19 protein-coding genes are annotated in these 23652 nt (G+C 73.4%); 12 read left to right on the forward strand and 7 right to left on the reverse strand.

The features are described 5' to 3' along the window. Positions 1-108: 108 nt before the first annotated feature. On the forward strand, positions 109-3105 hold the full coding sequence (gene uvrA, locus BXA05_RS09295; protein WP_076404792.1) for an excinuclease ABC subunit UvrA: 2997 nt from the start codon (positions 109-111) through the stop codon (positions 3103-3105). An 85-nt stretch (positions 3106-3190) separates the two neighbouring features. Here uvrA and BXA05_RS09300 read toward each other — a convergent pair whose 3' ends face one another. Further along, positions 3191-3676, reverse strand: a complete 486-nt coding sequence (locus BXA05_RS09300; RefSeq protein WP_076405019.1) for an OsmC family protein — start codon at positions 3674-3676, stop codon at positions 3191-3193. Between the two features lie 120 nt (positions 3677-3796). Between BXA05_RS09300 and uvrC the strand changes: the two genes are divergently transcribed. From uvrC to BXA05_RS09345, 9 genes are all read left to right on the forward strand, one after another. After that, the gene (gene uvrC / locus BXA05_RS09305; protein ID WP_076404793.1) at positions 3797-5911 is read left to right on the forward strand and encodes an excinuclease ABC subunit UvrC; all 2115 of its coding nucleotides are present in this window, start codon (positions 3797-3799) and stop codon (positions 5909-5911) included. 19 nt (positions 5912-5930) lie between these two features. Next, positions 5931-6917 (forward strand): RNase adapter RapZ, encoded by a 987-nt coding sequence (gene rapZ / locus BXA05_RS09310; protein WP_076404794.1) that lies wholly within the window; start codon positions 5931-5933, stop codon positions 6915-6917. Between the two features lie 8 nt (positions 6918-6925). Next, entirely contained in the window at positions 6926-7891 is a 966-nt protein-coding gene (locus tag BXA05_RS09315) for a gluconeogenesis factor YvcK family protein (RefSeq protein WP_076405020.1), read from the forward strand. Between the two features lie 139 nt (positions 7892-8030). Continuing rightward, entirely contained in the window at positions 8031-9011 is a 981-nt protein-coding gene (gene whiA, locus BXA05_RS09320) for a DNA-binding protein WhiA (RefSeq protein WP_034655142.1), read from the forward strand. Between the two features lie 362 nt (positions 9012-9373). Continuing rightward, entirely contained in the window at positions 9374-10378 is a 1005-nt protein-coding gene (gene gap / locus BXA05_RS09325) for a type I glyceraldehyde-3-phosphate dehydrogenase (protein WP_021481805.1), read from the forward strand. Positions 10379-10535: 157 nt separating this feature from the next. After that, complete coding sequence (locus tag BXA05_RS09330) at positions 10536-11735, forward strand: phosphoglycerate kinase (RefSeq protein ID WP_076404795.1); 1200 nt, start codon at positions 10536-10538, stop codon at positions 11733-11735. Between the two features lie 71 nt (positions 11736-11806). Further along, positions 11807-12604, forward strand: a complete 798-nt coding sequence (tpiA, locus tag BXA05_RS09335; protein ID WP_074806672.1) for a triose-phosphate isomerase — start codon at positions 11807-11809, stop codon at positions 12602-12604. Between the two features lie 208 nt (positions 12605-12812). After that, the gene (gene secG, locus BXA05_RS09340) at positions 12813-13055 is read left to right on the forward strand and encodes a preprotein translocase subunit SecG (RefSeq protein WP_021481808.1); all 243 of its coding nucleotides are present in this window, start codon (positions 12813-12815) and stop codon (positions 13053-13055) included. Between the two features lie 130 nt (positions 13056-13185). Beyond that, the gene (locus tag BXA05_RS09345; RefSeq protein ID WP_021481809.1) at positions 13186-13533 is read left to right on the forward strand and encodes an RNA polymerase-binding protein RbpA; all 348 of its coding nucleotides are present in this window, start codon (positions 13186-13188) and stop codon (positions 13531-13533) included. A gap of 28 nt (positions 13534-13561) precedes the next feature. On the opposite strand, the gene BXA05_RS09350 is transcribed toward BXA05_RS09345, so the two are convergent. The 6 genes from BXA05_RS09350 to tkt all read right to left on the reverse strand — a co-directional run bounded on the left by BXA05_RS09350 (position 13562) and on the right by tkt (position 21172). Beyond that, positions 13562-14254: an O-methyltransferase gene (locus tag BXA05_RS09350; RefSeq protein WP_076404796.1), complete on the reverse strand. Its 693-nt coding sequence runs from the start codon at positions 14252-14254 to the stop codon at positions 13562-13564. Then, complete coding sequence (gene pgl, locus BXA05_RS09355) at positions 14251-15045, reverse strand: 6-phosphogluconolactonase (protein WP_076404797.1); 795 nt, start codon at positions 15043-15045, stop codon at positions 14251-14253. The genes BXA05_RS09350 and pgl overlap by 4 nt, the downstream gene beginning before the upstream one ends. After that, the gene (opcA, locus tag BXA05_RS09360; RefSeq protein WP_034655766.1) at positions 15042-15959 is read right to left on the reverse strand and encodes a glucose-6-phosphate dehydrogenase assembly protein OpcA; all 918 of its coding nucleotides are present in this window, start codon (positions 15957-15959) and stop codon (positions 15042-15044) included. Before opcA ends, pgl begins: the two co-directional genes overlap by 4 nt. A gap of 103 nt (positions 15960-16062) precedes the next feature. Next, the gene (gene zwf, locus BXA05_RS09365) at positions 16063-17604 is read right to left on the reverse strand and encodes a glucose-6-phosphate dehydrogenase (protein WP_076404798.1); all 1542 of its coding nucleotides are present in this window, start codon (positions 17602-17604) and stop codon (positions 16063-16065) included. Between the two features lie 144 nt (positions 17605-17748). Further along, positions 17749-18888, reverse strand: a complete 1140-nt coding sequence (gene tal / locus BXA05_RS09370; RefSeq protein WP_021482498.1) for a transaldolase — start codon at positions 18886-18888, stop codon at positions 17749-17751. Between the two features lie 121 nt (positions 18889-19009). Beyond that, the gene (tkt, locus tag BXA05_RS09375; RefSeq protein ID WP_076404799.1) at positions 19010-21172 is read right to left on the reverse strand and encodes a transketolase; all 2163 of its coding nucleotides are present in this window, start codon (positions 21170-21172) and stop codon (positions 19010-19012) included. 351 nt (positions 21173-21523) lie between these two features. Between tkt and BXA05_RS09380 the strand changes: the two genes are divergently transcribed. Both BXA05_RS09380 and xerD read left to right on the forward strand, forming a co-directional pair. After that, positions 21524-22552, forward strand: coding sequence for a heme o synthase (locus BXA05_RS09380; protein ID WP_076404800.1), 1029 nt, complete (start codon positions 21524-21526; stop codon positions 22550-22552). Between the two features lie 30 nt (positions 22553-22582). Further along, positions 22583-23536, forward strand: coding sequence for a site-specific tyrosine recombinase XerD (xerD, locus tag BXA05_RS09385; protein WP_076404801.1), 954 nt, complete (start codon positions 22583-22585; stop codon positions 23534-23536). Positions 23537-23652: the final 116 nt, after the last annotated feature.

Here is a 23652-nt window from a genome sequence, read left to right on the forward strand (position 1 = left end):
ACGGCGGAGCGCGTGGACGTGGGGCGCTCGTGTGCGTTCGCCGGGTGCCGTGCGGAGGTGACGTCGAACACCTGTGCGAGTGTGGGTGGTCCGCCGTACGATGCTGCGGTGAGCAATCGCCTCGTCATCTCCGGTGCCCGCGAGCACAACCTGCGCAACGTCGACCTCGACCTCCCGCGCGACAAGCTCATCGTCTTCACGGGGCTCTCCGGCTCGGGCAAGTCGTCGCTCGCCTTCGACACCATCTTCGCGGAGGGGCAGCGCCGGTACGTCGAGTCGCTGTCCGCGTACGCGCGCCAGTTCCTCGGCCAGATGGACAAGCCGGACGTCGACTTCATCGAGGGCCTGTCGCCCGCGGTATCGATCGACCAGAAGTCCACGAACCGCAACCCGCGCTCGACCGTCGGCACCATCACCGAGGTCTACGACTACCTGCGCCTGCTGTTCTCGCGCGCCGGGACGCAGCACTGCCCGGTGTGCGGCGAGCGCGTCACCGCGCAGACCCCGCAGCAGATCGTCGACCGCCTCCTCGAGCTGCCCGAGGGCACGCGCTACCAGGTCCTCGCCCCGGTCGTGCGCGGCCGCAAGGGCGAGTACTCCGAGCTCTTCAAGGAGCTGCAGACCAAGGGCTTCGCCCGCGCCCGCGTCGACGGCGAGGTGCGCACCCTCACGGACGTCCCGGCGCTCGAGAAGAAGCTCAAGCACGACATCGAGGTGGTCGTCGACCGCCTCGTCGCGCGCGAGGGCGTCCAGCGCCGGCTCACCGACTCGGTCGAGACGGCCCTCGGGCTCGCGGGCGGGCTCGTCGTCGTCGAGCTCGTCGACGCGGACGCGGACGACCCGGCCCGGGAGCGCCGTTTCTCGGAGAAGCGCGCGTGCCCGAACGACCACGAGCTCGCGCTCGACGAGATCGAGCCGCGCACGTTCTCCTTCAACGCCCCGTACGGCGCGTGCCCGGAGTGCACGGGCATCGGGTTCCGTCTCGAGGTGGACCCGGACCTCGTGGTGCCGGACGACGAGAAGTCGCTGCGCGAGGGCGCGGTCGCGCCGTGGGCGCAGATCTCGTCGGAGTACTTCGAGCGCGTCCTCACGGCGCTCGCGGACGACCTGGGCTTCTCCATGGACACGCCGTGGCGCGCACTGCCCGAGCGCGCGAAGAAGGCCGTGCTCCACGGCCAGAACCACCAGGTGCACGTGCGGTACAAGAACCGCTGGGGCCGTGAGCGGCAGTACTCGACCGGCTTCGAGGGCGTCATCACCTTCCTCGAGCGCCGGCACACCGAGACCGAGTCGGACTGGTCGAAGGAGAAGTACGAGGCCTTCATGCGCGAGGTCCCGTGCCCCGTGTGCCAGGGGGCACGCCTCAAGCCGGAGGTGCTCGCGGTCAAGGTCGGCGGCAGGTCCATCTGGGACGTGTGCCGCCTGCCCCTGCGCGAGGCCGCGGCGTTCCTCGGCTCGCTCGAGCTCGGCGCGCGCGAGCGCGCCATCGCGACCGAGGTCCTCAAGGAGATCGACGCGCGCCTCGGGTTCCTGCTCGACGTCGGCCTCGACTACCTCTCGCTCGAGCGACCGGCCGCGACGCTCTCCGGCGGCGAGGCGCAGCGCATCCGGCTCGCGACGCAGATCGGCTCGGGCCTGGTCGGCGTGCTCTACGTGCTGGACGAGCCGAGCATCGGCCTGCACCAGCGCGACAACCGCCGGCTCATCGAGACGCTCACGCGCCTGCGCGACCTCGGGAACACGCTCATCGTCGTCGAGCACGACGAGGACACCATCCGCACCGCGGACTGGGTCGTCGACATCGGCCCGGGCGCGGGGGAGCACGGGGGGCGCGTCGTGCACTCGGGCGACTACGCGGGCCTGCTCGAGGCGCCGGAGTCCGTCACGGGCGCGTACCTGTCGGGGCGGCGCAGCATCCCGCTGCCGGCGCAGCGGCGTCCGACGGACCCGGGCCGTCAGATCAAGGTCGTCGGCGCGCGCGAGCACAACCTCACGGGCATCGACGTGAGCTTCCCGCTCGGCACGTTCACCGCGGTCACGGGCGTCTCCGGCTCCGGCAAGTCGACGCTCGTGAACTCGATCCTGTACACCGTGCTCGCCAACGAGCTCAACGGGGCCCGGCAGGTCGCGGGCCGCCACACGCGCGTCACCGGCCTCGAGCACCTCGACAAGGTCGTGCACGTGGACCAGGGCCCGATCGGGCGCACGCCGCGGTCGAACCCCGCGACGTACACCGGCGTGTGGGACCACGTGCGCAAGCTGTTCGCGGAGACGACCGAGGCCAAGGTGCGCGGGTACACGCCGGGCCGGTTCTCGTTCAACGTCAAGGGCGGCCGCTGCGAGGCGTGCTCGGGCGACGGCACGCTGAAGATCGAGATGAACTTCCTCCCGGACGTCTACGTGCCGTGCGAGGTGTGCCACGGCGCGCGCTACAACCGCGAGACGCTCGAGGTGCACTTCAAGGGCAAGACCGTCGCGGACGTGCTCGACATGCCGATCGAGGAGGCGTCCGAGTTCTTCGCGGCCGTGCCCGCGATCTCGCGGCACCTCAAGACGCTCGTCGAGGTCGGGCTGGGCTACGTCCGGCTCGGGCAGCCGGCCCCGACGCTCTCGGGCGGCGAGGCGCAGCGCGTCAAGCTCGCGAGCGAGCTGCAGAAGCGCTCGACGGGCCGCACGATCTACGTGCTCGACGAGCCGACGACGGGCCTGCACTTCGAGGACATCCGCAAGCTGCTCGGCGTGCTCCAGTCGCTGGTCGACAAGGGCAACAGCGTCCTCGTCATCGAGCACAACCTCGACGTCATCAAGAGCGCGGACTGGGTCGTCGACATGGGACCCGAGGGAGGCTCCGGCGGCGGCAAGGTCGTCGCGCAGGGGACGCCCGAGCAGGTCGCGCGCGTGGAGGCGAGCCACACCGGGCGCTTCCTCGCGGAGATCCTCGAGGGGCACGACCCCGTGCCCGTCGGGCCCGCGCCGTCGGCGTCCTCCGGTGCGTCGGCGCCTGCGGCGAAGGCCGCCAAGTCGACGAAGGGCCGGTCCGCGGCGGCGCGGCGGGCGACCGACGAGAAGCCGAAGACGGGGCGCCGCAAGGCGTCTGCGGCCTAGCCACGGAGCGGCACGGGTGCGGGTCGACCAGGCCCGCACCCGCGCGGCGTGCTCGGCGCTCGCCGCGTGCTCGCCGCGCCCGGCGTCAGGCGGCGGCGCGCCGGGCGGGCGCCGGCTCGACGAGCACGCGGAAGTTCACCGAGCGCGCGATGAAGCAGTGGTCGTGCGCGCGCTGGTGGAGGGCCGCCAGCGCCGCCTCGTCCGTGCCGGGTCCGTCGTCGACCACCACGCGCGGGTGCAGCGTGACGTCCGTGAACTGGCCCTCGCCCCCGGACTCGACCCGCATGGTGCCGGTCGCGTCGTCGACGTACTCGCGCACGACGACGCCCGCCGCCGCCGCGAGGTGGAGGAACCACAGCATGTGGCACTGCGACAGGCTCGCGAGGAACAGCTCTTCGGGGCTGTACCGGGTCGGGTCGCCGCGGAACGCCGGGTCCGCGGAGCCGGGCAGCGGCGGCCTCCCGTCGAGGAGCACCTCGTGGTCGCGGCTGTAGGCGGTGTAGGACGCGGTGCCGCGGTCGCCCGCGCCGGTCCAGCGGGTCGTCGCGGCGTAGCCGTGCTGTGCGCTCATGGCCGACACCCTAACGGCCGGTGACGCGCGTCACACGGCGTCGTCGCCGCGTCCCCGCGTCCACGGGCCGCCCCACCCCCACAGCCACCGGCGTCGGTGGCCTGACCTAGGCTGGAGAACATGGCAGATCCCGCGACGTACCGCCCTGCGCCGGGGGAGATCCCCACGTCGCCGGGCGTCTACCGGTTCCGCGACGAGCACGGCCGCGTGATCTACGTCGGCAAGGCCAAGAACCTGCGCGCGCGCCTGTCGAACTACTTCCAGGACGTCGCGAACCTGCACCACCGCACCCAGACGATGGTCACGACGGCCGCGTCGGTCGAGTGGACGGTCGTCGGCACCGAGGTCGAGGCCCTCGCGCTCGAGTACACGTGGATCAAGGAGTTCGACCCGCGGTTCAACGTCAAGTACCGCGACGACAAGTCGTACCCGTACCTCGCGGTGACGATGGGCGAGGAGTTCCCGCGCGCCCAGGTGATGCGCGGCGCGAAGCGGCCCGGCACGCGGTACTTCGGGCCCTACGGCCACGCGTGGGCGATCCGCGAGACGCTCGACCTCCTGCTGCGGGTGTTCCCCGTGCGCACGTGCTCGGCGGGGGTCTTCAAGCGCGCCCACCAGACGGGTCGGCCGTGCCTGCTCGGCTACATCGACAAGTGCTCGGCGCCGTGCGTCGGGCGCATCACGCCCGAGGACCACAAGGCGCTCGCCGAGGACTTCTGCGACTTCATGGCGGGCGACACGCAGCGGTTCGTGCGCCGGCTCGAGCGCAAGATGAACGAGGCCGCCGCCGCGATGGAGTACGAGGCCGCGGCACGGCTGCGCGACGACATCGCCGCGCTCCAGCGCGCGACGGAGAAGAACGCGGTCGTCCTCGGCGACGGCACCGACGCGGACGTGTTCGCGCTCGTGGGCGACGAGCTCGAGGCGGCCGTCCAGGTGTTCCACGTGCGCGGCGGTCGCATCCGGGGTCAGCGCGGCTGGATCGTCGAGAAGGTCGAGGACGTCACGGACGCCGAGCTCGTCGAGCACCTGCTCCAGCAGGTGTACGGCGCGGCGGAGGAGGCCGTGGCGGCGGACGCCGGGACGCGCGCCGGGCGCGACCTCGCGCGCGACGCCGTGCCGCGCGAGGTCCTCGTCCCCGTCCTGCCGCCGGACACCGACCAGGTCACCACGTGGCTCTCCGGGCTGCGGGGCGCGCGGGTCGACGTCCGGGTGCCGCAGCGCGGCGACAAGAAGGAGCTCGCCGCGACGGTCCGCGCCAACGCGGAGCACGCGCTCGCGCTGCACCGCACGCGGCGCGCGGGCGACCTCACGACCCGCAGCCAGGCGCTGCGCGAGATCCAGGAGGCGCTCGAGCTCGAGACGGCGCCGCTGCGCATCGAGTGCTACGACGTCTCGCACAACCAGGGCACGTACCAGGTCGCCTCGATGGTGGTCTTCGAGGACGGGCTCGCGCGCAAGAGCGAGTACCGGCACTTCACGGTCCGCGGCCCGGACGGCGACGGCGCGGCCGACGACACGGCGGCGATGTACGAGGTGATCTCGCGCCGCTTCAAGCGCTACCTGTCCGACCGCTCGCGCTCGGGCGAGGTCGAGCTGGACCTCGAGGCCGACGACGTCGTCGACGGGTCCGACGCCGCGGCGCGCCGGGCGGAGCGTGCCGCGGAGGCGGCGGGCTACGTGCCGCGCAGCGGCGAGGTCGACCCCGACGCCCCCGTGGACCGGCGCGCGCGCTTCGCGTACCCGCCGAACCTCGTCGTCGTCGACGGCGGCCCGCCGCAGGTCGCCGCCGCGGCGCGCGCCCTGGCCGACCTCGGCATCGACGACGTCGCGCTGTGCGGCCTCGCCAAGCGGCTCGAGGAGGTCTGGCTGCCGGGGGAGGAGTACCCCGTCATCCTCCAGCGTTCCTCCGAGGGCCTGTACCTGCTCCAGCGCGTCCGCGACGAGGCGCACCGCTTCGCGATCGCCCAGCACCGCAGGCAGCGCAGCAAGGGCATGACGGCCTCGGCGCTCGACGACGTCCCCGGCCTCGGCCCCGCGCGACGCACCGCGCTCCTCAAGCACTTCGGCTCCCTCAAGCGGCTGCGCGCCGCGAGCGTCGAGGAGATCGCGAGCGTCCGCGGCATGGGCGAGCGGACGGCGCAGGCCGTCGCCGCGGCGCTCGGCGGCGGGACCACGGACGAGCGGCCCTCCCAGGACACTCCGGCGCAGGACGAGGCCGCGGCCCGCGCGTGACGGCTGGCATGCTGGGGGCATGACCTCGGAGCCGACCCCGGACCTCAGCCCGCAGGGCCAGCCTGCCCGCGTGCCGGAGCCCTCCCCGACCACCGTCCCCAGCGGCATCCCCGCGATCGAGGCCGCGACCCACGCCCCCGAGCCGAGCGAGGCCGAGGTGCTCATCATCACGGGCATGTCGGGTGCCGGCCGCACCCGGGCCGCCGCCGTGCTGGAGGACCTCGACTGGTACGTCGTCGACAACCTGCCGCCGCGCATGATCGTCCCGCTCGTGGACCTCATGACACGGTCCGGCTCGACGCTCGAGCGCATCGCGGCCGTCGTCGACGTGCGCGGGCGCGAGTTCTTCACCGACCTCGTCGAGGTGCTCGACCACCTGCGCCAGAGCGGCGTGTTCTACCGCATCCTGTTCCTCGACGCGTCCGACGAGGTGCTCGTGCGGCGCTACGAGCAGGTCCGGCGCCCGCACCCGCTGCAGGGGGAGGGGCGCATCCTCGACGGTCTCGCGGAGGAGCGCCGTCTGCTCGCGAGCCTGGAGGAGCGGTCCGACGTCGTGATCGACACGTCCGATCTCACCGTGCACGACCTCGCGCGCGAGGTGCGCGCCGCCGTCGCCGACGGAACGCCGGAGACGCTGCGCATCAACGTCGTCTCGTTCGGGTTCAAGTACGGGCTGCCGCTCGACGCGGACCACGTGGTCGACGTGCGGTTCCTCGCCAACCCCTACTGGATCACCGAGCTGCGCCATCTCACCGGCCGGGACGCGCCCGTGCGCGACTACGTGCTCGGGCGCCCCGGCGCGCTCGAGTTCGTCGACCGGTACGTGAACGCGCTCGAGCCCGTGCTGGCCGGCTACCTGGGGGAGGAGAAGCGGTACGTGACCATCGCCGTCGGCTGCACGGGCGGCAAGCACCGGTCCGTCGCGATCAGCGAGGCGATCGCCGCACGCCTGCGCGCCCAGGGGCAGCGCGTCATCGTCACGGCCCGCGACCTCGGCAAGGAGTGACCGGCGCCGTGGTCAACCTGCGCAACCCCGCCGTCGTCGCCCTGGGCGGCGGCCACGGGCTCTCCGCGAGCCTGTCGGCGCTGCGGCTCATGTCCGACCGCCTCACGGCGGTCGTCACCGTCGCCGACGACGGCGGCTCCTCGGGACGCCTGCGCGAGGAGCTCGGCGTCCTGCCGCCGGGAGACCTGCGCATGGCGCTCGCGGCCCTGTGCGACGACTCCGAGTGGGGCCGCACGTGGAGCGCGCTCCTGCAGCACCGGTTCACGTCGCAGGGCGACCTCGACAACCACGCGGTGGGCAACCTGCTCATCGTCGCGCTGTGGGAGCTGCTCGACGACCCGGTGGCCGGTCTCGACTGGGTCGGCAAGCTCCTCGGGGCGCGGGGGCGCGTGCTCCCCATGGCGGCGGTGCCGCTCCGGATCGAGGCGGACGTCTGGGCGGATGGCCGGCTCGAGACGGTCGTCGGGCAGAGCCGCGTCGCGGTCACCCACGACCGCATCGAGCAGCTCCGGCTCGTGCCCGCCGACCCGCCCGCGTGCCTGGAGGCGGTGCGGGCCGTCGAGGAGGCGGACTGGGTCGTGCTCGGCCCCGGGTCGTGGTTCTCGTCGGTGATGCCGCACCTGCTCGTGCCCGAGCTCGCGCGAGCCCTGCACGAGACCTCGGCACGCCGGTGCGTCACGCTCAACCTGTCGAGCGAGACGGGGGAGACGTTCGGTCTCACCGCGACGGAACACCTGGAGGTGCTGCACAAGCACGCGCCGGAGCTGCGGATCGACGCCGTCGTGGCCGACCCGTCCGCCGTCGAGGACACCGAGCAGCTCGCGGAGGCCGCGGCGCGCATGGGCGCCCGGCTCCTGCTGCGCCAGGTCCGCCGGGGGGACGGCACGCCGCGGCACGACGCGCTGCGCCTCGCGGCGGCCTACCGCGATGTGTTCGACGACGTCCTCGGGGACGTCGGCTCGCCCGCCCCCTGAGCACTCGCCGCCTGCTGCGACCCCCACGGCCGGGCGCGCGACGGGCCCTCGCCACGGTGCGATCCGGACACCACGGCGGCCGCCCCCGCGCTCCGGGACGCCGCCGCGACACGCTCCCATCGGTGGCAGGATGTCCCGCATGGCGCTCACGGCACAGGTGAAGGACGAGCTGGCACGACTGCGGGTGGACAAGACCTCGTGCCGCAAGGCGGAGGTGTCCGCGATGCTCCGCTTCTCGGGCGGCCTGCACCTCATCTCGGGTCGTGTGGTCATCGAGGCCGAGCTCGACACGGCCATCGCGGCGCGGCGCCTGCGCGAGACCATCGCCGACGTCTACGGCCACACCAGCGAGCTGATCGTGGTGTCCGCCGGAGGGCTGCGCAAGAGCAGCCGGTACGTCGTGCGGGTCGTGCGCGACGGCGAGTCCCTGGCCCGCCAGACCGGCCTCCTCGACCAGCGCGGCCGGCCCGTGCGCGGGCTGCCCCCGCAGGTCGTCTCCGGCGGCGTGGAGGAGGCCGAGGCCGCGTGGCGCGGCGCCTTCCTGGCCCACGGGTCCCTCACGGAGCCCGGGCGCTCGTCGGCCCTCGAGATCACGTGCCCCGGCCCGGAGGCCGCCCTCGCGCTCGTCGGCGCGGCCCGGCGCCTCGGGGTGTCCGCCAAGTCGCGCGAGGTCCGCGGGATCGACCGCGTGGTGATCCGCGACGGCGACGCGATCAGCGCGCTGCTCACACGCCTCGGCGCGCACGAGGCGGTCCTCGTCTGGGAGGAGCGTCGCGCGCGTCGTGAGGTGCGCGGCACGGCGAACCGGCTCGCCAACTTCGACGACGCCAACCTGCGCCGCTCCGCGCGCGCCGCCGTCGCGGCAGGCGCCCGGGTCGAGCGGGCGTTCGAGATCCTCGGCCCCGACCTGCCGGAGCACCTGCGCGAAGCGGGCGAGCTGCGCCTCGCGCACAAGCAGGCGTCGCTGGAGGAGCTCGGCCAGCTCGCGGACCCGCCGCTCACCAAGGACGCCGTCGCGGGGCGCATCCGGCGCCTGCTCTCGACGGCGGACAAGCGCGCCGCCGAGCTCGGCATCCCGGACACCGAGGCGGGGCTGAGCCCCGAGCTGCTCGACCTCTGAGGAGCGCGGCCCTCCGCCCGCGACCGTCGCGCCGCTCGGCCGCCACCGTGGCGCCCGTCCCCTGGACGTCACGCACCGGCGGGACGATGGTCCCGAAGCATGGGATTCAGGTCACATGACGGAGTGGTGTTGGTATAGGCTCGTCAGTGTCAGGTGACAACGACGTGCTCCTTCGCTGACACCCCTCGTGGGCGTGGGTGGTCCCGGCTGTCGCCGTGACGGTCCACGAGCACGGAGGATGCTGTGCCGGGATCCGGGCAGCGGGGCACGGGCGCGATCACCACCTGCGTACGACGGCGTACGTGATCGTTCGGCATCAACCGTGTGCGTCGGGACAACCGGCGCGCCCTGAGGAGGGCATTGTGACCATCCGCGTCGGTATCAACGGCTTCGGTCGTATCGGACGGAACTTCTACCGCGCCATCGTCGAGTCGGGCGCCGACATCGAGATCGTCGGCGTGAACGACCTCACGGACAACAAGACGCTCGCGCACCTGCTCAAGTACGACACGGTCCTCGGCCGTTTCCCGCTGAGCGTCGACTTCGACGACGACAACATCATCGTCGACGGCAAGAAGATCCGTGCGCTCGCGGAGCGCGACCCGGCGAACCTCCCCTGGGGCGAGCTCGGCGCCGACATCGTCATCGAGTCGACCGGCTTCTTCACCGACGCGACCAAGGCGAAGGCGCACATCGACGCCGGCGCCAAGAAGGTCATCATCTCGGCCCCGGCCAAGAACGAGGACGCCACCTTCGTCATGGGCGTGAACTCGGACCAGTACGACCCGGCCGCGCACCACATCATCTCGAACGCGTCGTGCACCACGAACTGCCTCGCCCCGCTGGCGAAGGCGCTCAACGACTCGATCGGCATCGAGCGTGGTCTCATGACCACGATCCACGCCTACACGGGTGACCAGAACCTCCAGGACGGCCCGCACCGCGACCTGCGTCGCGCCCGCGCCGCCGCGCAGAACATCGTCCCGACCTCGACGGGTGCGGCCAAGGCCGTGTCGCTCGTCCTGCCCGAGCTCAAGGGCAAGCTGGACGGCTACGCGCTGCGCGTCCCGGTCATCACGGGCTCGGCGACCGACCTCACCTTCACCGCCTCGCGCGAGGTCACGGTGGACGAGGTCAACGCCGCGCTCAAGGCGGCGGCCGAGGGCCCGCTCAAGGGCATCCTCGAGTACGTCGACGACGAGATCGTGTCGAGCGACATCGTCACCAACCCGCACCAGAGCATCTTCGACTCGAAGCTCACGAAGGTGATCGGCGACCAGGTCAAGGTCGTCTCCTGGTACGACAACGAGTGGGGCTACTCGAACAGCCTCGTCGCGCTGACCGCCCTGGTCGGCGAGAAGCTCTGAGCCACCTGCTGACGCAGCACATCCCTGCGTAGCACCATGCGTCCGCGTGCGCGTCCCGGCACCGCCCGGTGACGCGCACGCGGACGTCCTCATGTGCGGGCCGGGCCGGCTGCCGGCAGGCGTCCCGCACGACGGCGACAGAACCGTAGGAGACCGTATGAAGACCATCGACTCCCTGGGCGACCTGCGCGGCAAGCGCGTCCTCGTCCGCTCCGACTTCAACGTCCCGCTCGACGGGACGACCATCACGGACGACGGGCGCATCCGCGCCGCGCTCCCGACGCTGAAGAAGCTGACCGACGCGGGCGCGAAGGTCATCGTCACCGCGCACCTCGGCCGCCCCAAGGGCGAGCCGGACCCGAAGTACTCCCTCGCGCCCGTCGCGGCCCGCCTGGGCGAGCTGCTCGGCGTGCCGGTGCACCTGGCGCAGGACGTCGTCGGCGACTCGGCGCGCGAGACGGTCGCCGCGCTCGGCGACGGCGAGGTCGCGCTGCTGGAGAACATCCGGTTCGACCCGCGCGAGACGTCGAAGGACGACGCGGAGCGCCAGGCGCTCGCCCGCGACCTCGCGCAGCTCGCGGACGTCTTCGTCTCCGACGGCTTCGGCGTCGTGCACCGCAAGCAGGCGTCGGTCTACGACGTCGCGCAGGTGCTCCCGTCCGCGGTGGGCGAGCTCGTCCTCAAGGAGGTCGACTCGCTGCGCAAGGCGACGGAGGACCCGCAGCGCCCCTACGCGGTCGTGCTCGGCGGCTCGAAGGTCTCCGACAAGCTGGGCGTCATCGCGAACCTGCTCACCAAGGCGGACCGCCTGCTCATCGGCGGCGGCATGGTGTTCACGTTCCTCGCGGCGAAGGGCTACGGCGTCGGGAAGTCCCTCCTCGAGGAGGACCAGATCGACACGGTCAAGGGCTACCTCGCGGACGCGGAGAAGAACGGCGTCGAGATCGTCCTGCCGACGGACATCGTGGTGGCCGACGCGTTCGCCGCGGACTCGCCGCACGAGGTCGTCGCCGCGGACGCGATCCCGGCCGACAAGATCGGCCTCGACATCGGCCCCGAGTCGGCCAAGCTCTTCGCGAGCAAGATCGTCGACGCGAAGACCGTGGTCTGGAACGGCCCCGCCGGCGTGTTCGAGTTCGAGGCGTTCTCGGGCGGGACGCGCGCCGTGGCCCAGGCCCTGGTCGACGCGACGTCGAACGGCGCGTTCACCATCGTCGGCGGCGGCGACTCGGCCGCCGCGGTCCGGATCCTCGGCTTCGACGAGGCGGGCTTCAGCCACATCTCGACCGGTGGCGGCGCGAGCCTCGAGTTCCTCGAGGGCAAGGACCTGCCGGGGATCTCCGTCCTCGAGGGCTGACCGCCCCCCGTACCCCTCCGCGCCGCCCGCTCCCGCGGGCGGCGCGGGCCCCACAGAGAGAAGAAGGACCCGTGGCGAACACCCGCACCCCGCTCATGGCGGGCAACTGGAAGATGAACCTGGACCACCACCAGGCGACCCACACCGTGCAGAAGCTCGCGTGGACCCTGAAGGACGCGAAGCACGACTACGCGGCCGTCGAGGTCGCCGTGCTGCCGCCGTTCACCGACCTCCGGTCGGTGCAGACGCTGGTGGACGCGGACAAGCTCGAGCTCAAGTACGGCGCGCAGGACGTCTCGGCGCACGCCGAGGGCGCGTACACCGGCGAGATCTCGGCGTCGATGCTGGCCAAGCTCGGCGTGAGCTACGTCGCCATCGGGCACTCGGAGCGCCGCCAGTACCACGGCGAGACCGACGCCCTGGTGAACGAGAAGATCGTCGCCGCCGTGGGTCAGGGCATCGCCCCGATCCTGTGCGTGGGCGAGGGCCTGGACGTGCGCAAGGCCGGCGAGCAGATCGCCTACACGCTCGCCCAGGTCGAGGGCGCCCTCGCGGGCATCCCCGCCCCCCAGCTCGCGACGCTCGTCATCGCGTACGAGCCCGTGTGGGCCATCGGCACGGGCGAGGTAGCGACGCCCGAGGACGCCCAGGAGGTCTGCGGTGCGATCCGCGGCGCCCTCGGCGACCTCTACGACGCGGACCTCGCGAACGCGACGCGCATCCTGTACGGCGGCTCGGTGAAGTCCTCGAACGTGGCCGCGATCATGGCGCAGCCCGACGTCGACGGTGCGCTCGTCGGCGGCGCGAGCCTCGACCCCGAGGAGTTCGCGAAGATCGCGCGCTACCAGTCGCACGCGACCGGCGCCTGACCTCCGCCTCGCACCCCGCACCGACGGCCCCGGGACCGCGTCCTGGGGCCGTCGGCCGCCGTCCGGGGACGACGGCGGACGGGGTTGGCCGCGGCGGCCTCGCGTCGCCTACTCTTGTCCCCTGTGCCGCGGGTCACGCCCGTGCACGACAACCGTGCGGTCGGTCCCGACATCGGTCGGGCCGGCCCTGAGCCTCAAGGACGTACTCGTGGACGTGCTGCGCATCATCCTCCAGATCCTGCTGGTGCTGACCAGCGCCTTCCTCACCCTGCTCGTGCTCATGCACAAGGGGAAGGGCGGCGGCCTCTCCGACATGTTCGGCGGCGGGATCTCGAGCTCCGTGGGCAGCTCCGGCGTCGCCGAGCGCAACCTCAACCGCATCACCGTGGCGTTCGCCCTCGTCTGGGCCGTCGTCATCGTGCTCCTGGGTCTCCTCCAGAAGGTCGTCTGACCGCACGCGCCCACCGGGGCGTCGTCGGGACGGCAGGAGAGTCCGCAGTCGGCAGGGGGCAAGCCGCGCACGGTCGCGCGGTCCGGGCAGGAACGAGTGCCGACGGCGGCACGGACGGGGGAGAGAGCACGTGGCAGGTGGTAACGCGATCCGAGGGTCGCGCGTCGGGGCGGGACCGCTCGGGGAGTCCGAGCGCGGCGAGATCGCGCCGCGCTTCTGGGTGTCGTACTGGTGCGCCAACGGTCACGAGACGCGACCCAGCTTCTCGTCGGAGGCGGGCATCGAGGCGCCGGAGACCTGGGACTGCCCGCGGTGCGGGTTCCCGGCCGGTCAGGACCAGGAGCACCCGCCGACGCCGTCGCGCAACGAGCCCTACAAGACGCACCTCGCGTACGTGAAGGAGCGGCGCAGCGACGAGGACGGCGTCGCGATCCTCGACGAGGCGCTCGCCGCGCTGCGCGCCCGCCGCGGCCGCTGAACCCCGCCCGGGCGGTACGGATAGCGGCTCAGCCGCGCACGCGCGCGAGCACGAAGCCGTCGTAGCCCTTGGACCCGACGGTCTGCACGGCCGTGGCGTCGAGGCGCGGGTCCGCGACGACGCGGTCCGCGATCTCCCGCACGCCGAGCACGTTCGGGTCGGTGCTCGCCGCGTCCGCGACGGCCCCGCCGCGGACGGTGTTGTCCACGACGAGGAGCGTCCCGGGGCGCGAGAGCCGCAGCGCGAGGTCGAGGTAGACCGGGTTCGAGGGCTTGTCCGCGTCGACGAACACGAGATCGAACGGCGCGGCGCCGTCCGCGACGAGCCCCCGCAGCGTGTCGGCGGCCGGGCCGACGACGACGTCGACCGTCCCGGAGAGGCCGGCCGCGGCCAGCGACTCGCGCGCGACGGCGGCGTGCGCCGGGTCGATCTCGCACGTGACGAGCGTGCCGTCGGCGGGCAGGGCCCGGGCGAGCCAGATCGTCGAGTAGCCGCCCAGGGTGCCGACCTCGAGGATCCGCCGCGCGCCCGACGCGAGCGCGAGGAGCTGCAGCAGCCGGCCCTGGGCGGGGGAGACCTGGATCTCCGGGAGCCCGGCGTCCCGGGCGCGCGCCGACGCGGCGGCGAGCACGTCGTCCTCGGCCACCAGGGGCGCGAAGTACGCGTCGACGGCGTCCCACGTGGCCGCGGGGTCCGCCGGGTGCTCGCCGCCGGTCGTCACGCGCGCCCCTCGTCCGTCTCGGTCGGGGTCCCGGTGCCGGCCGCGGCGACGTCGACGAGCCACAGCGTGGCCTCCGTCCCCGCGACCGCGGCGGCCGGGGTCTCGCGCACCGGCGCGCCGGCGAGGGCCGACGCCACCGCGGGGGCCTTCTCGGCGCCCGCCGCGACCACCCACACCTGACGGGCCCGCGCGATCGCCTCGAACGTCAGCGTGACGCGCTCGGGCGGCGGCTTGGGGGAGCCGTGGACGCCCGCCGTCGGGGTGCCCGTCACGTCGAGCCCGGGGTGGTCGGGGAAGAGCGACGCGACGTGGCCGTCGGGGCCCATGCCGAGCAGCAGGACGTCGAAGGCCGGGACCTGCTCGCCGTCCGGCGCGTGCTCCGCGAGCGTCGCCGCATACGCGGTCGCCGACTCCTCCGGGGTCGCCGCAGCGCCCGCGGCCGGCATCGGGTGCACGTTCTCGGGCGGGAGGTGCGGCAGGTGGTCGAGCAGCGCCGCGCGCGCCTGCGTCTCGTTGCGCTCGCCGTCGCCGGACGCGAGGAAGCGCTCGTCGCCCCACCACACGTGCACGCCCGACCAGTCGACGGCGTCGCGCGCGGGGTGGCGCGCGAGCGCGGCCAGGCTCGCGATCCCGACGGTCCCACCCGTCAGCACGACGTGCACGGGCCGGCGGACCGACTGCATGTCGAGCAGGCGGGTCACGAGCCGCGACGCCACCGCCTCGGCGAGCACGCCGGCGTCGGGGTGCACGACGACGAGGCGCGCCGGGGTGCCCGGCCCCGCGGCGGTCATGCGCCCACCTTCTGCAGGCCCTTGGTGAGCACCTCGCCGTAGATCTCGTCAGGGTCCAGGCGGCGGAGCTCCTCGATGAGGGCCTCGCTGAGCGTCCGGATGGGCAGCGCGACGCGGCGGTCGGGCTTGCCCGGCTGGCTGATCGTCACCGTGCGGCCGTCGGGGCGGTCGAGGACGATCGGGCCGCTCTTGCGCTCGAGGGTCACGCGCGTGATCGCCTCGGCGCCGCGCCGTCGCACCACCTGGGCCGGGCAGCGCAGGCGCGAGCCCAGCCACGCGGCGAGCAGGTCGAGCGACGTGTGCTTCGCCTGGCCCTCGACGACGACGCTCGTCACCGGCTCGTAGGGCGGCTGGTCGAGCGCCGCGGCGATGAGGCCGCGCCACAGCGTCACGCGGGCCCACGCGAGGTCGGAGTCGCCCGGTCCGTACGTCTGCGCGAGCTGCGCGAGCGTCGCCTCGGGGTCCTTCGCGGTGATCGAGTCGGTGATGCGCCGTTGCGCCATGGCGCCGACCGGGTCGTCGTCGGGGGACGCGGGCGGCTGGCCCGGCCACCACACGACGATGGGCGCGTCGGGCAGCAGGAGCGGCATGACGAGCGTGTCCGCGTGCTCGAGCAGCGGCCCGGCGGTGCGGAGCACGACCACCTCGGACGCGCCCGCGTCGCCGCCGACGCGGATCTGCGCGTCGAGGTGCGGCGTCGCGCTGCGCCCCGACGGCGCGACGACGATGACGCGGCACGGGTGCTCGCGGCTCGCGTCGTTCGCGGCCTCGATCGACGTCTCGACGTCGGACTCGCGCGCGATGACGACGAGCGTGAGGACGCGGCCCAGCGCGATCGCGCCGCCCTCGTCGCGCAGGCGCACGAGGCGCTTGTTCACCGCGTTCGTCGTCGTGTCGGGCAGGTCGATGATCATCGCGGGGTCCTCGCCGGTCGGAGGGTCGTGCCGCGTACCGGCGCACGACGGGGTCGGGGGGTCTCTCGGGTGCGCGTGGCCCGCTCGGCGGGCGCCGGCGCGGTCACGGGCGCCGCCAGGCGCGGCCGTCGCGCGCGAGCATCGCGTCGGCGGACTCCGGGCCCCACGTCCCCGACCGGTACGGCTCGGGCTTGCCCTTCGCCGCCCAGTGCGCGGTGATCGGGTCGAGGATCTTCCAGGAGAGCTCGACCTCCTCGCGCGTGGGGAACAGCGGCGGGTCGCCGAGCAGGACGTCGAGGATGAGGCGCTCGTACGCCTCCGGCGAGGACTCGGTGAACGCGTGCCCGTAGCCGAAGTCCATCGTCACGTCGCGGACCTCCATCGCGGTGCCCGGGACCTTGGCGCCGAAGCGCATCGTCACGCCCTCGTCCGGCTGGACGCGGATCACGAGCGCGTTGTTCCCGAGGTCCGACGCCTGCGAGCTCTCGAACGGCAGGTGCGGGGCCTTCTTGAACACGACGGCGACCTCGGTCACGCGGCGCCCGAGGCGCTTGCCCGTGCGCAGGTAGAAGGGGACGCCCGCCCAGCGGCGGTTGTCGATGTCGACGCGGATCGCCGCGTACGTCTCCGTGGTGGAGGTGTCGGGGATGCCGTCCTCCTCGAGGAAGCCGATGACCTCCTCGCCGCCCTGCCAGCCGGCGGCGTACTGCCCGCGGGCGGTGTGCCGGGACAGCTCGCGCGGCAGCCGCACGGCGGAGAGAGCCTTGATCTTCTCGGCCCGCAGGGAGGGCGCGTCGAACGACACCGGCTCCTCCATCGCGACGAGCGCGAGCAGCTGGAGCAGGTGGTTCTGGATGACGTCGCGCGCGGCGCCGATGCCGTCGTAGTAGCCGGCGCGGCCCCCGATGCCGATGTCCTCGGCCATCGTGATCTGCACGTGGTCGACGTAGTTCGCGTTCCAGATGGGCTCGAACATCTGGTTGGCGAAGCGCAGGGCGAGGAGGTTCTGGACCGTCTCCTTGCCGAGGTAGTGGTCGATGCGGAAGACCGAGTCGGGCGGGAAGACCTCCGACACGACGGCGTCGAGCTCGCGCGCGCTCGCGAGGTCGTGGCCGAACGGCTTCTCGATGACCACGCGGCGCCAGGCGTCCTCCGCCGAGCGGGACAGCCCCGACTCGGCGAGCTGGCGGCACACGACGGGGAACGCGCTCGGCGGGACCGACAGGTAGAACGCGTGGTTGCCGCCCGTGCCGCGCTCGGCGTCGAGCGTCTCGACCGTCTCGCGCAGGCGCTCGAACGCCTCGTCGTCGTCGAACGAGCCCTGGACGAACCGGATGCCCTCGGAGAGCTGGCGCCACGTCGCCTCGCGGAACGGCGTGCGCGCGTGCTCCTTGACGGCGTCGTGCACGACCTGCGCGAAGTCCTGGTCCTCCCAGTCGCGGCGCGCGAAGCCCGTGAGCGCGAAGCCCGGGGGGAGCAGCCCGCGGTTGGCGAGGTCGTAGACCGCGGGCATGAGCTTCTTGCGGGCGAGGTCGCCCGTGACGCCGAAGATGACGAGCCCGCACGGGCCCGCGATCCGGGGCAGGCGCAGGTCGAGGGGGTCGCGCAGAGGGTTGTGCTCTGGCGTGATCTTGGCCGGTCTCACCTGGTGGCACCGTTCCGTTCGGGGAGGGGTCGGAGGACTGCAGAAGGACTGGGGCGTCTGCGGATCATAGGGGCGTCGCGACGGGGTGCGCCGCCGTTCCCGCAGGTCGGACGCGCGGCCGGGACGCCGGCCGCGCGCCGGAGGTCAGGAGGAGGCGAGGCGGCGGAGGTTGTCGCGCGTCGTGGCGAGGAGCTCGGTCCAGCTGTCCTCGAACTTGCGCACGCCCTCGGCCTCGAGGCGGTCGGTGACCTCGACGAGGGAGACGCCGAACGACTCGACGGTCTCGATCGTGCGCCGCGACGCGGTCGCCGTGCCGGTGATCGTGTCGCCCGTCACGACGCCGTGGTCCGCGAACGCCTGGAGCGTCGCCTCGGGCATGGTGTTCACGACGCCGTCCGTGACGAGCTCGTCGACGTACATGGTGTCGCGGTACTCGGGGTTCTTCACGCCCGTCGAGGCCCACAGGGGGCGCTGGGGCTGCGCGCCGGACGCGACGAGCGAGCGCCAGCGGTCCGTCTGGCGGAACTCCTCGTACGCCTCGAACGCGAGGCGCGCGTTCGCCACGGCGGTCTGCCCGCGCAGGTCGAGCGCCTCGGGCGTCCCGACCTTCTCGAGCGCGGCGTCCACCGCGGTGTCGACGCGCGAGACGAAGAACGAGGCGACGGAGCCCACGGGCGCGAGGTCCACGCCGTCGGCGCGCGCCTGCTCCAGCCCGATCGCGAACGCCTCCATGACCGCGCGGTAGCGCGCGAGGGAGAAGATGAGGGTCACGTTGACGCTGATGCCCTGCGCGAGCGTGCGCGTGATCGCGTCGAGGCCCGCGACGGTCGCCGGGATCTTGATGTAGACGTTCGGGCGGTCGATCGTGCGCCACAGGCGCTCCGCCGTGACGACCGTCGCGTCGGCGTCGTGGGCGAGGCGCGGGTCGACCTCGATCGAGACGCGCCCGTCGACGCCGTCGGTGGCGTCGTAGACGGGGCGCAGGAGGTCGGCGGCGGCGCGCACGTCGTCCGTCGTGATGCGCTCGACGGCGGCCTCCACGGCCGCGTCGTCGGTGCCCGCGGCCGCGAGGTCGGCGAGCTGGGCGTCGTAGGCGTCGCCCTTCGCGAGCGCCGACGCGAAGATCGTGGGGTTCGTGGTCACGCCGACGACGCCGCGCGTCGCCACCAGCTCGGCGAGGTTGCCGGTGCGCAGCCGTTCTCGGGAGAGGTCGTCGAGCCAGATCGACACGCCCGCTCCCGTGAGCTGCTCGATGGGGCCGGGGACGGTGGTGGGCTGCGTCATCGGACTTCCTCTCGTGGTGCTCTCGCTGCGGGCGTGCGCCCGGGTCGCCGCCCGTGGCGGTCGTCCGGGGTGTCCCGAGGTGGGGCCGCGTGCACGGCCCCACCTCGGAATCTACGAAGGGTCAGCGCAGGTCGCCAGTGCCGCCCTCCGAGGGGGTGGGCTCGGCGCCCGGGGCGTCGTCGCCGCGCGCCGCGGCGATCGACTCGCGCGCCGCCGTCGCGACGGCCTCGGACGTGATGCCGAACTCGCGGTACAGCACCTGGTAGTCCGCGGACGCGCCGTAGTGCTCGAGGCTCACGGAGCGGCCGGCGTCGCCGACGAGCTCGCGCCAGCCCTGCGCGACGCCCGCCTCGACCGAGACGCGCGCGCGGACGGCGGACGGCAGGACCGACTCGCGGTAGGCGTCGTCCTGGCCGTCGAACCACTCGCGGCTCGGCAGCGACACGACGCGCGCCTGCACGCCCTCGGCCGCGAGGATCTCGCGCGCCTCGACGGCGAGCTGCACCTCGGAGCCGGTGCCGATGAGGATGACGTCCGGCGTGCCCTCGGTGTCGAGCAGCACGTAGCCACCGCGCGCCGTGCCGGACGCGTCGGCGTAGCCGTCCGTCCCGCGCGGGAACGTCGGCACGTTCTGGCGCGTGAGGATGAGGCCCGCCGGGCGCTCGGTGTTCTCGAGCACGGTGCGCCAGGCCCACGCGGTCTCGTTCGCGTCGGCCGGGCGCACGACGTCGAGGCCCGGGATCGCGCGCAGCGCCGCGAGGTGCTCGACGGGCTGGTGCGTCGGGCCGTCCTCGCCGAGGCCGATCGAGTCGTGCGTCCACACGAACGTCGTGGGGATCTCCATGAGAGCGGCGAGCCGGACGGCGGGACGCATGTAGTCGCTGAACTGGAGGAACGTGCCGCCGTAGGCCCGCGTCCCGCCGTGCAGGACGATGCCGTTGAGGATCGCGCCCATGGCGTGCTCGCGGATGCCGAAGTGCAGCGTGCGGCCGTACTCGTGGCCCGGGAACTTCTTCGTCGCGTGCTCGGCCGGCACGAACGACGGCTCACCGTCCATCGTCGTGTTGTTCGAGCCCGCGAGGTCGGCGGAGCCGCCCCAGAGCTCGGGCAGCACGTCCTTGAGCGCGGTGAGGACCTTGCCGGACGCGGAACGCGTCGCGACGGCCTTGCCCGCCTCGAACGTGGGGAGCGCGTCCTCCCAGCCGGCCGGGAGCTCGCGGCGCGAGAGGCGGTCGAGCAGCTCCGCGCCGGACGGGTTCGCCGTCTTCCACGCCTCGAACGCCCGGTCCCAGGCGGCGCGGGCGTCGGCCTGGCGCTCGCCGACGGCGCGCGTGTACGCGAGCACCTCGTCGTCGATCGCGAAGCTCGCCTCGGGGTCGAGGCCGAGCTCGACCTTGAGGCCCTTGATCTCGTCGGCGCCCATGGCGGAGCCGTGGATGCCGCCGGTGTTCTGCTTCGTGGGCGACGGGTACCCGATGATCGTGCGCAGCGCGATGATCGACGGCTTGCCCGTCTCGGCCTTGGCGGCCTCGATCGCGGCGTGCAGCGCGTCGACGTCCTCCGCGTAGCCCGTGCCGCCGTTGGTCCAGTCGACGCGCTGGGTGTGCCAGCCGTACGCGGCGTAGCGCGCGAGGACGTCCTCCGTGAACGCGATGTCCGTGTCGTCCTCGATCGAGATCTTGTTGTCGTCCCAGATCACGACGAGGTTGCCGAGCTGCTGGTGGCCCGCGAGCGAGGAGGCCTCGCTCGTCACGCCCTCCTGCAGGTCGCCGTCGGAGGCGATGACGTAGACGTGGTGGTCGAACGGAGACTCGCCCGCCGTGGTCGACGGGTCGAGCAGGCCGCGCTCGCGGCGCGCCGCGAACGCCATGCCGACCGACGACGCGAGGCCCTGGCCGAGCGGGCCGGTCGTGATCTCCACGCCGCGGGTGTGCTTGTACTCGGGGTGGCCGGGGGTCTTGGAGCCCCACGTGCGCAGCGCCTCGATGTCCTCCATCTCCAGGCCGTACCCGGCGAGGAAGAGCTGGAGGTAGATCGTCAGCGACGAGTGGCCCGCGGAGAGCACGAACCGGTCACGACCCACCCAGTGGTCGTCGGACGGGTCGTGGCGCATGACCTTCTGGAACAGCAGGTACGCGGCGGGGGCCAGCGAGATCGCGGTGCCCGGGTGGCCGTTGCCCACCTTCTCCACGGCGTCGGCGGCGAGCGCCTTGATCGTCTTGACGGCCCGGTCGTCCAGGTCCGTCCAGTCCAGGGGCGTGTGAGCAGGGGACAACGCGTTCACCGAACCTCATTCCCGTCCGGAGCGCGCGCCCCGGATCCTCGCGACAACTCGAAGCAACCGTTGAACATTTCCCGGCCTCACGCCTCTGGGGGCGGGGCGGCCCGGTGCCCGTCGCGGCCCGGAGGCCACGTCCGTGGCGGGCGGTCCGACGCGGGACGGTCGCGGGCACCAGCCTATACGCGCGCGCCGTTCCCGGCCGGGCGGTGCCCACGTGCTGGATTTCGGTCGGATGTCACACAATCGCCCGGCCCGTCCGGTCGGCCCCCGCGCAGGCGGGGACGTACGATGAGCGAGGACGACCGGCGGTCCGTCCCAGCTCGCCCCCCACCTCAGAACGGAACACCGAAGCGCGTGCACACCACGAGCCAGGCACCGATCGACGGGACCGGAAGCCCGTCGAGCGCCGCGTCGACCCAGCAGCCGTCCTCCCCGACGGCCCCCGCGACCCCCGTCGCCCCGACGGCCGAGGCCGCCCGCGCGACGCGCGCCCTGCGCGAGCGGGTCGGCGCCTACGTCGCCCTCACCAAGCCGCGCATCATCGAGCTCCTCCTCGTTACGACGGTCCCGACGATGTTCCTGGCGCAGGGCGGGCTGCCCGGGCTGGGCCTCATCCTCGCGACGCTCGTCGGCGGCACGCTCGCCGCGGCCTCCGCGAACGTCTACAACTGCTACCTCGACCGCGACATCGACGAGGTCATGAACCGCACCAAGCGGCGCCCGCTCGTCACGGGCGAGATCACCCCGCGCGCGGCGCTCGTGTTCGCCACCGTCCTCGGCGTGGTGTCGCTGGTCTGGTTCGCGCTGCTGGTCAACGTCGTCTCCGCGTGGCTGACCTTCGGGGCGATCGCGATCTACGTCGTCGGCTACACGATGATCCTCAAGCGTCGCACCCCGCAGAACATCGTGTGGGGCGGCATCGCGGGCTGCATGCCGGTGCTCATCGGCTGGTCGGCGGTCACGGGCTCGCTGAGCTGGGCGGCGCTCGCGCTGTTCCTCGTCATCTTCTTCTGGACCCCTCCGCACTACTGGCCGCTCTCGATGAAGTTCAAGCGCGACTACGCGAACGCGGGCGTCCCGATGCTCCCCGTCGTCGCGGACGACAGCAAGGTCGCGCGCGAGATGATCCTCTACGGCGTCGCGATGGTGGCCTCGTCCCTCGCGCTGTGGCCGCTCGCCGGCATGACCTGGGTCTACGGCGTCGTCGCCACGGCCCTGGGCGCGTGGTTCCTGTCGTCGTGCGTGACGATGCTGCGCCGGGCGCGCGACAAGGCCGACGGCAAGGGCGGCAAGGTGGGGGAGATGAAGGTCTTCCACGCGTCCATCACGTACCTGACCCTGCTCTTCGTCGCGGTGGCGGTCGACGTCTTCCTGCCGCTGTGAGCCCGGTCGTCCCGGGCGGGCAGTGACGCCATGAGCCCCGGCGAGGCCCACGTGCCCGAGGCGCTGGACCGCGCCGCGCGCGAGTACCTGGCGCACCTCGCCGTCGAGCGCGGGCTGTCCGCCAACACGGTCGCGGCCTACCGCCGCGACCTCGCGCGCTACGTCGCGTTCCTCGCGTCGCGCGGGAACCACGCCGTGCGCGACGTCGAGGCGGACGACGTCGCCGACTACGTCACCGCGCTGCGGACCGGGGCCGACGGCGGCGCGGCCCTGTCGCCGTCCTCGACCGCCCGGTCGGTGGCGGCCGTGCGCGGCTGGCACCGCTTCTGCGCGGCGGAGGGCCTGGCCGACGCCGACGCGTCGGCCGACGTCCGCCCGCCCGCCCAGGGCAGACGGCTGCCGAAGGCCATCTCGACCGACGAGGTCGCACGCATCCTCGAGGCGTCCGGCGCCGGGGACGGGCCCGGCCCCCTGCGCGACCGCGCGCTCCTGGAGCTCGTGTACTCGACCGGCGCGCGCATCACCGAGGCGGTGAGCCTCGACGTCGACGACCTGGACCTCGACAGCGGCGCGGTGCGTCTCCTGGGCAAGGGCGGCAAGGAGCGCGTGGTGCCCGTCGGGTCGTTCGCGCGCCGCGCCCTCGACGCCTACCTCGTGCGCGGGCGCGCCGCGCTCGCCGCGAACGGCCGGGGGACGCCCGCGGTGTTCCTCAACACGCGCGGCGCGCGCCTGTCCCGGCAGAGCGCGTGGGCCGTGCTGCGCACCGCGGCCGAGCGCGCCGGGATCGAGCACCCCGAACGCATCTCGCCGCACACGCTGCGGCACTCGTTCGCGACCCACCTGCTCGCCGGCGGCGCGGACGTGCGCGTCGTGCAGGAGCTGCTGGGCCACGCGTCGGTCACCACGACCCAGATCTACACGCTCGTGACGCCCGACACGCTGCGCGAGGTCTACGCGGCCGCGCACCCCCGCGCGCTGGGCTGATCCCGCGCCGCGACGGGGCCAATGCGCCCCCCAGCACCGCCGCAGCACCGCCGCGAGTACCGCCGCGCCACGTCCTCCCGGAACGCGGCGCGCGGGCGCGTACGCACCGGCCCCGG

The organism is Cellulosimicrobium funkei, from assembly GCF_900155925.1.
Classification (GTDB): domain Bacteria; phylum Actinomycetota; class Actinomycetes; order Actinomycetales; family Cellulomonadaceae; genus Cellulosimicrobium; species Cellulosimicrobium funkei.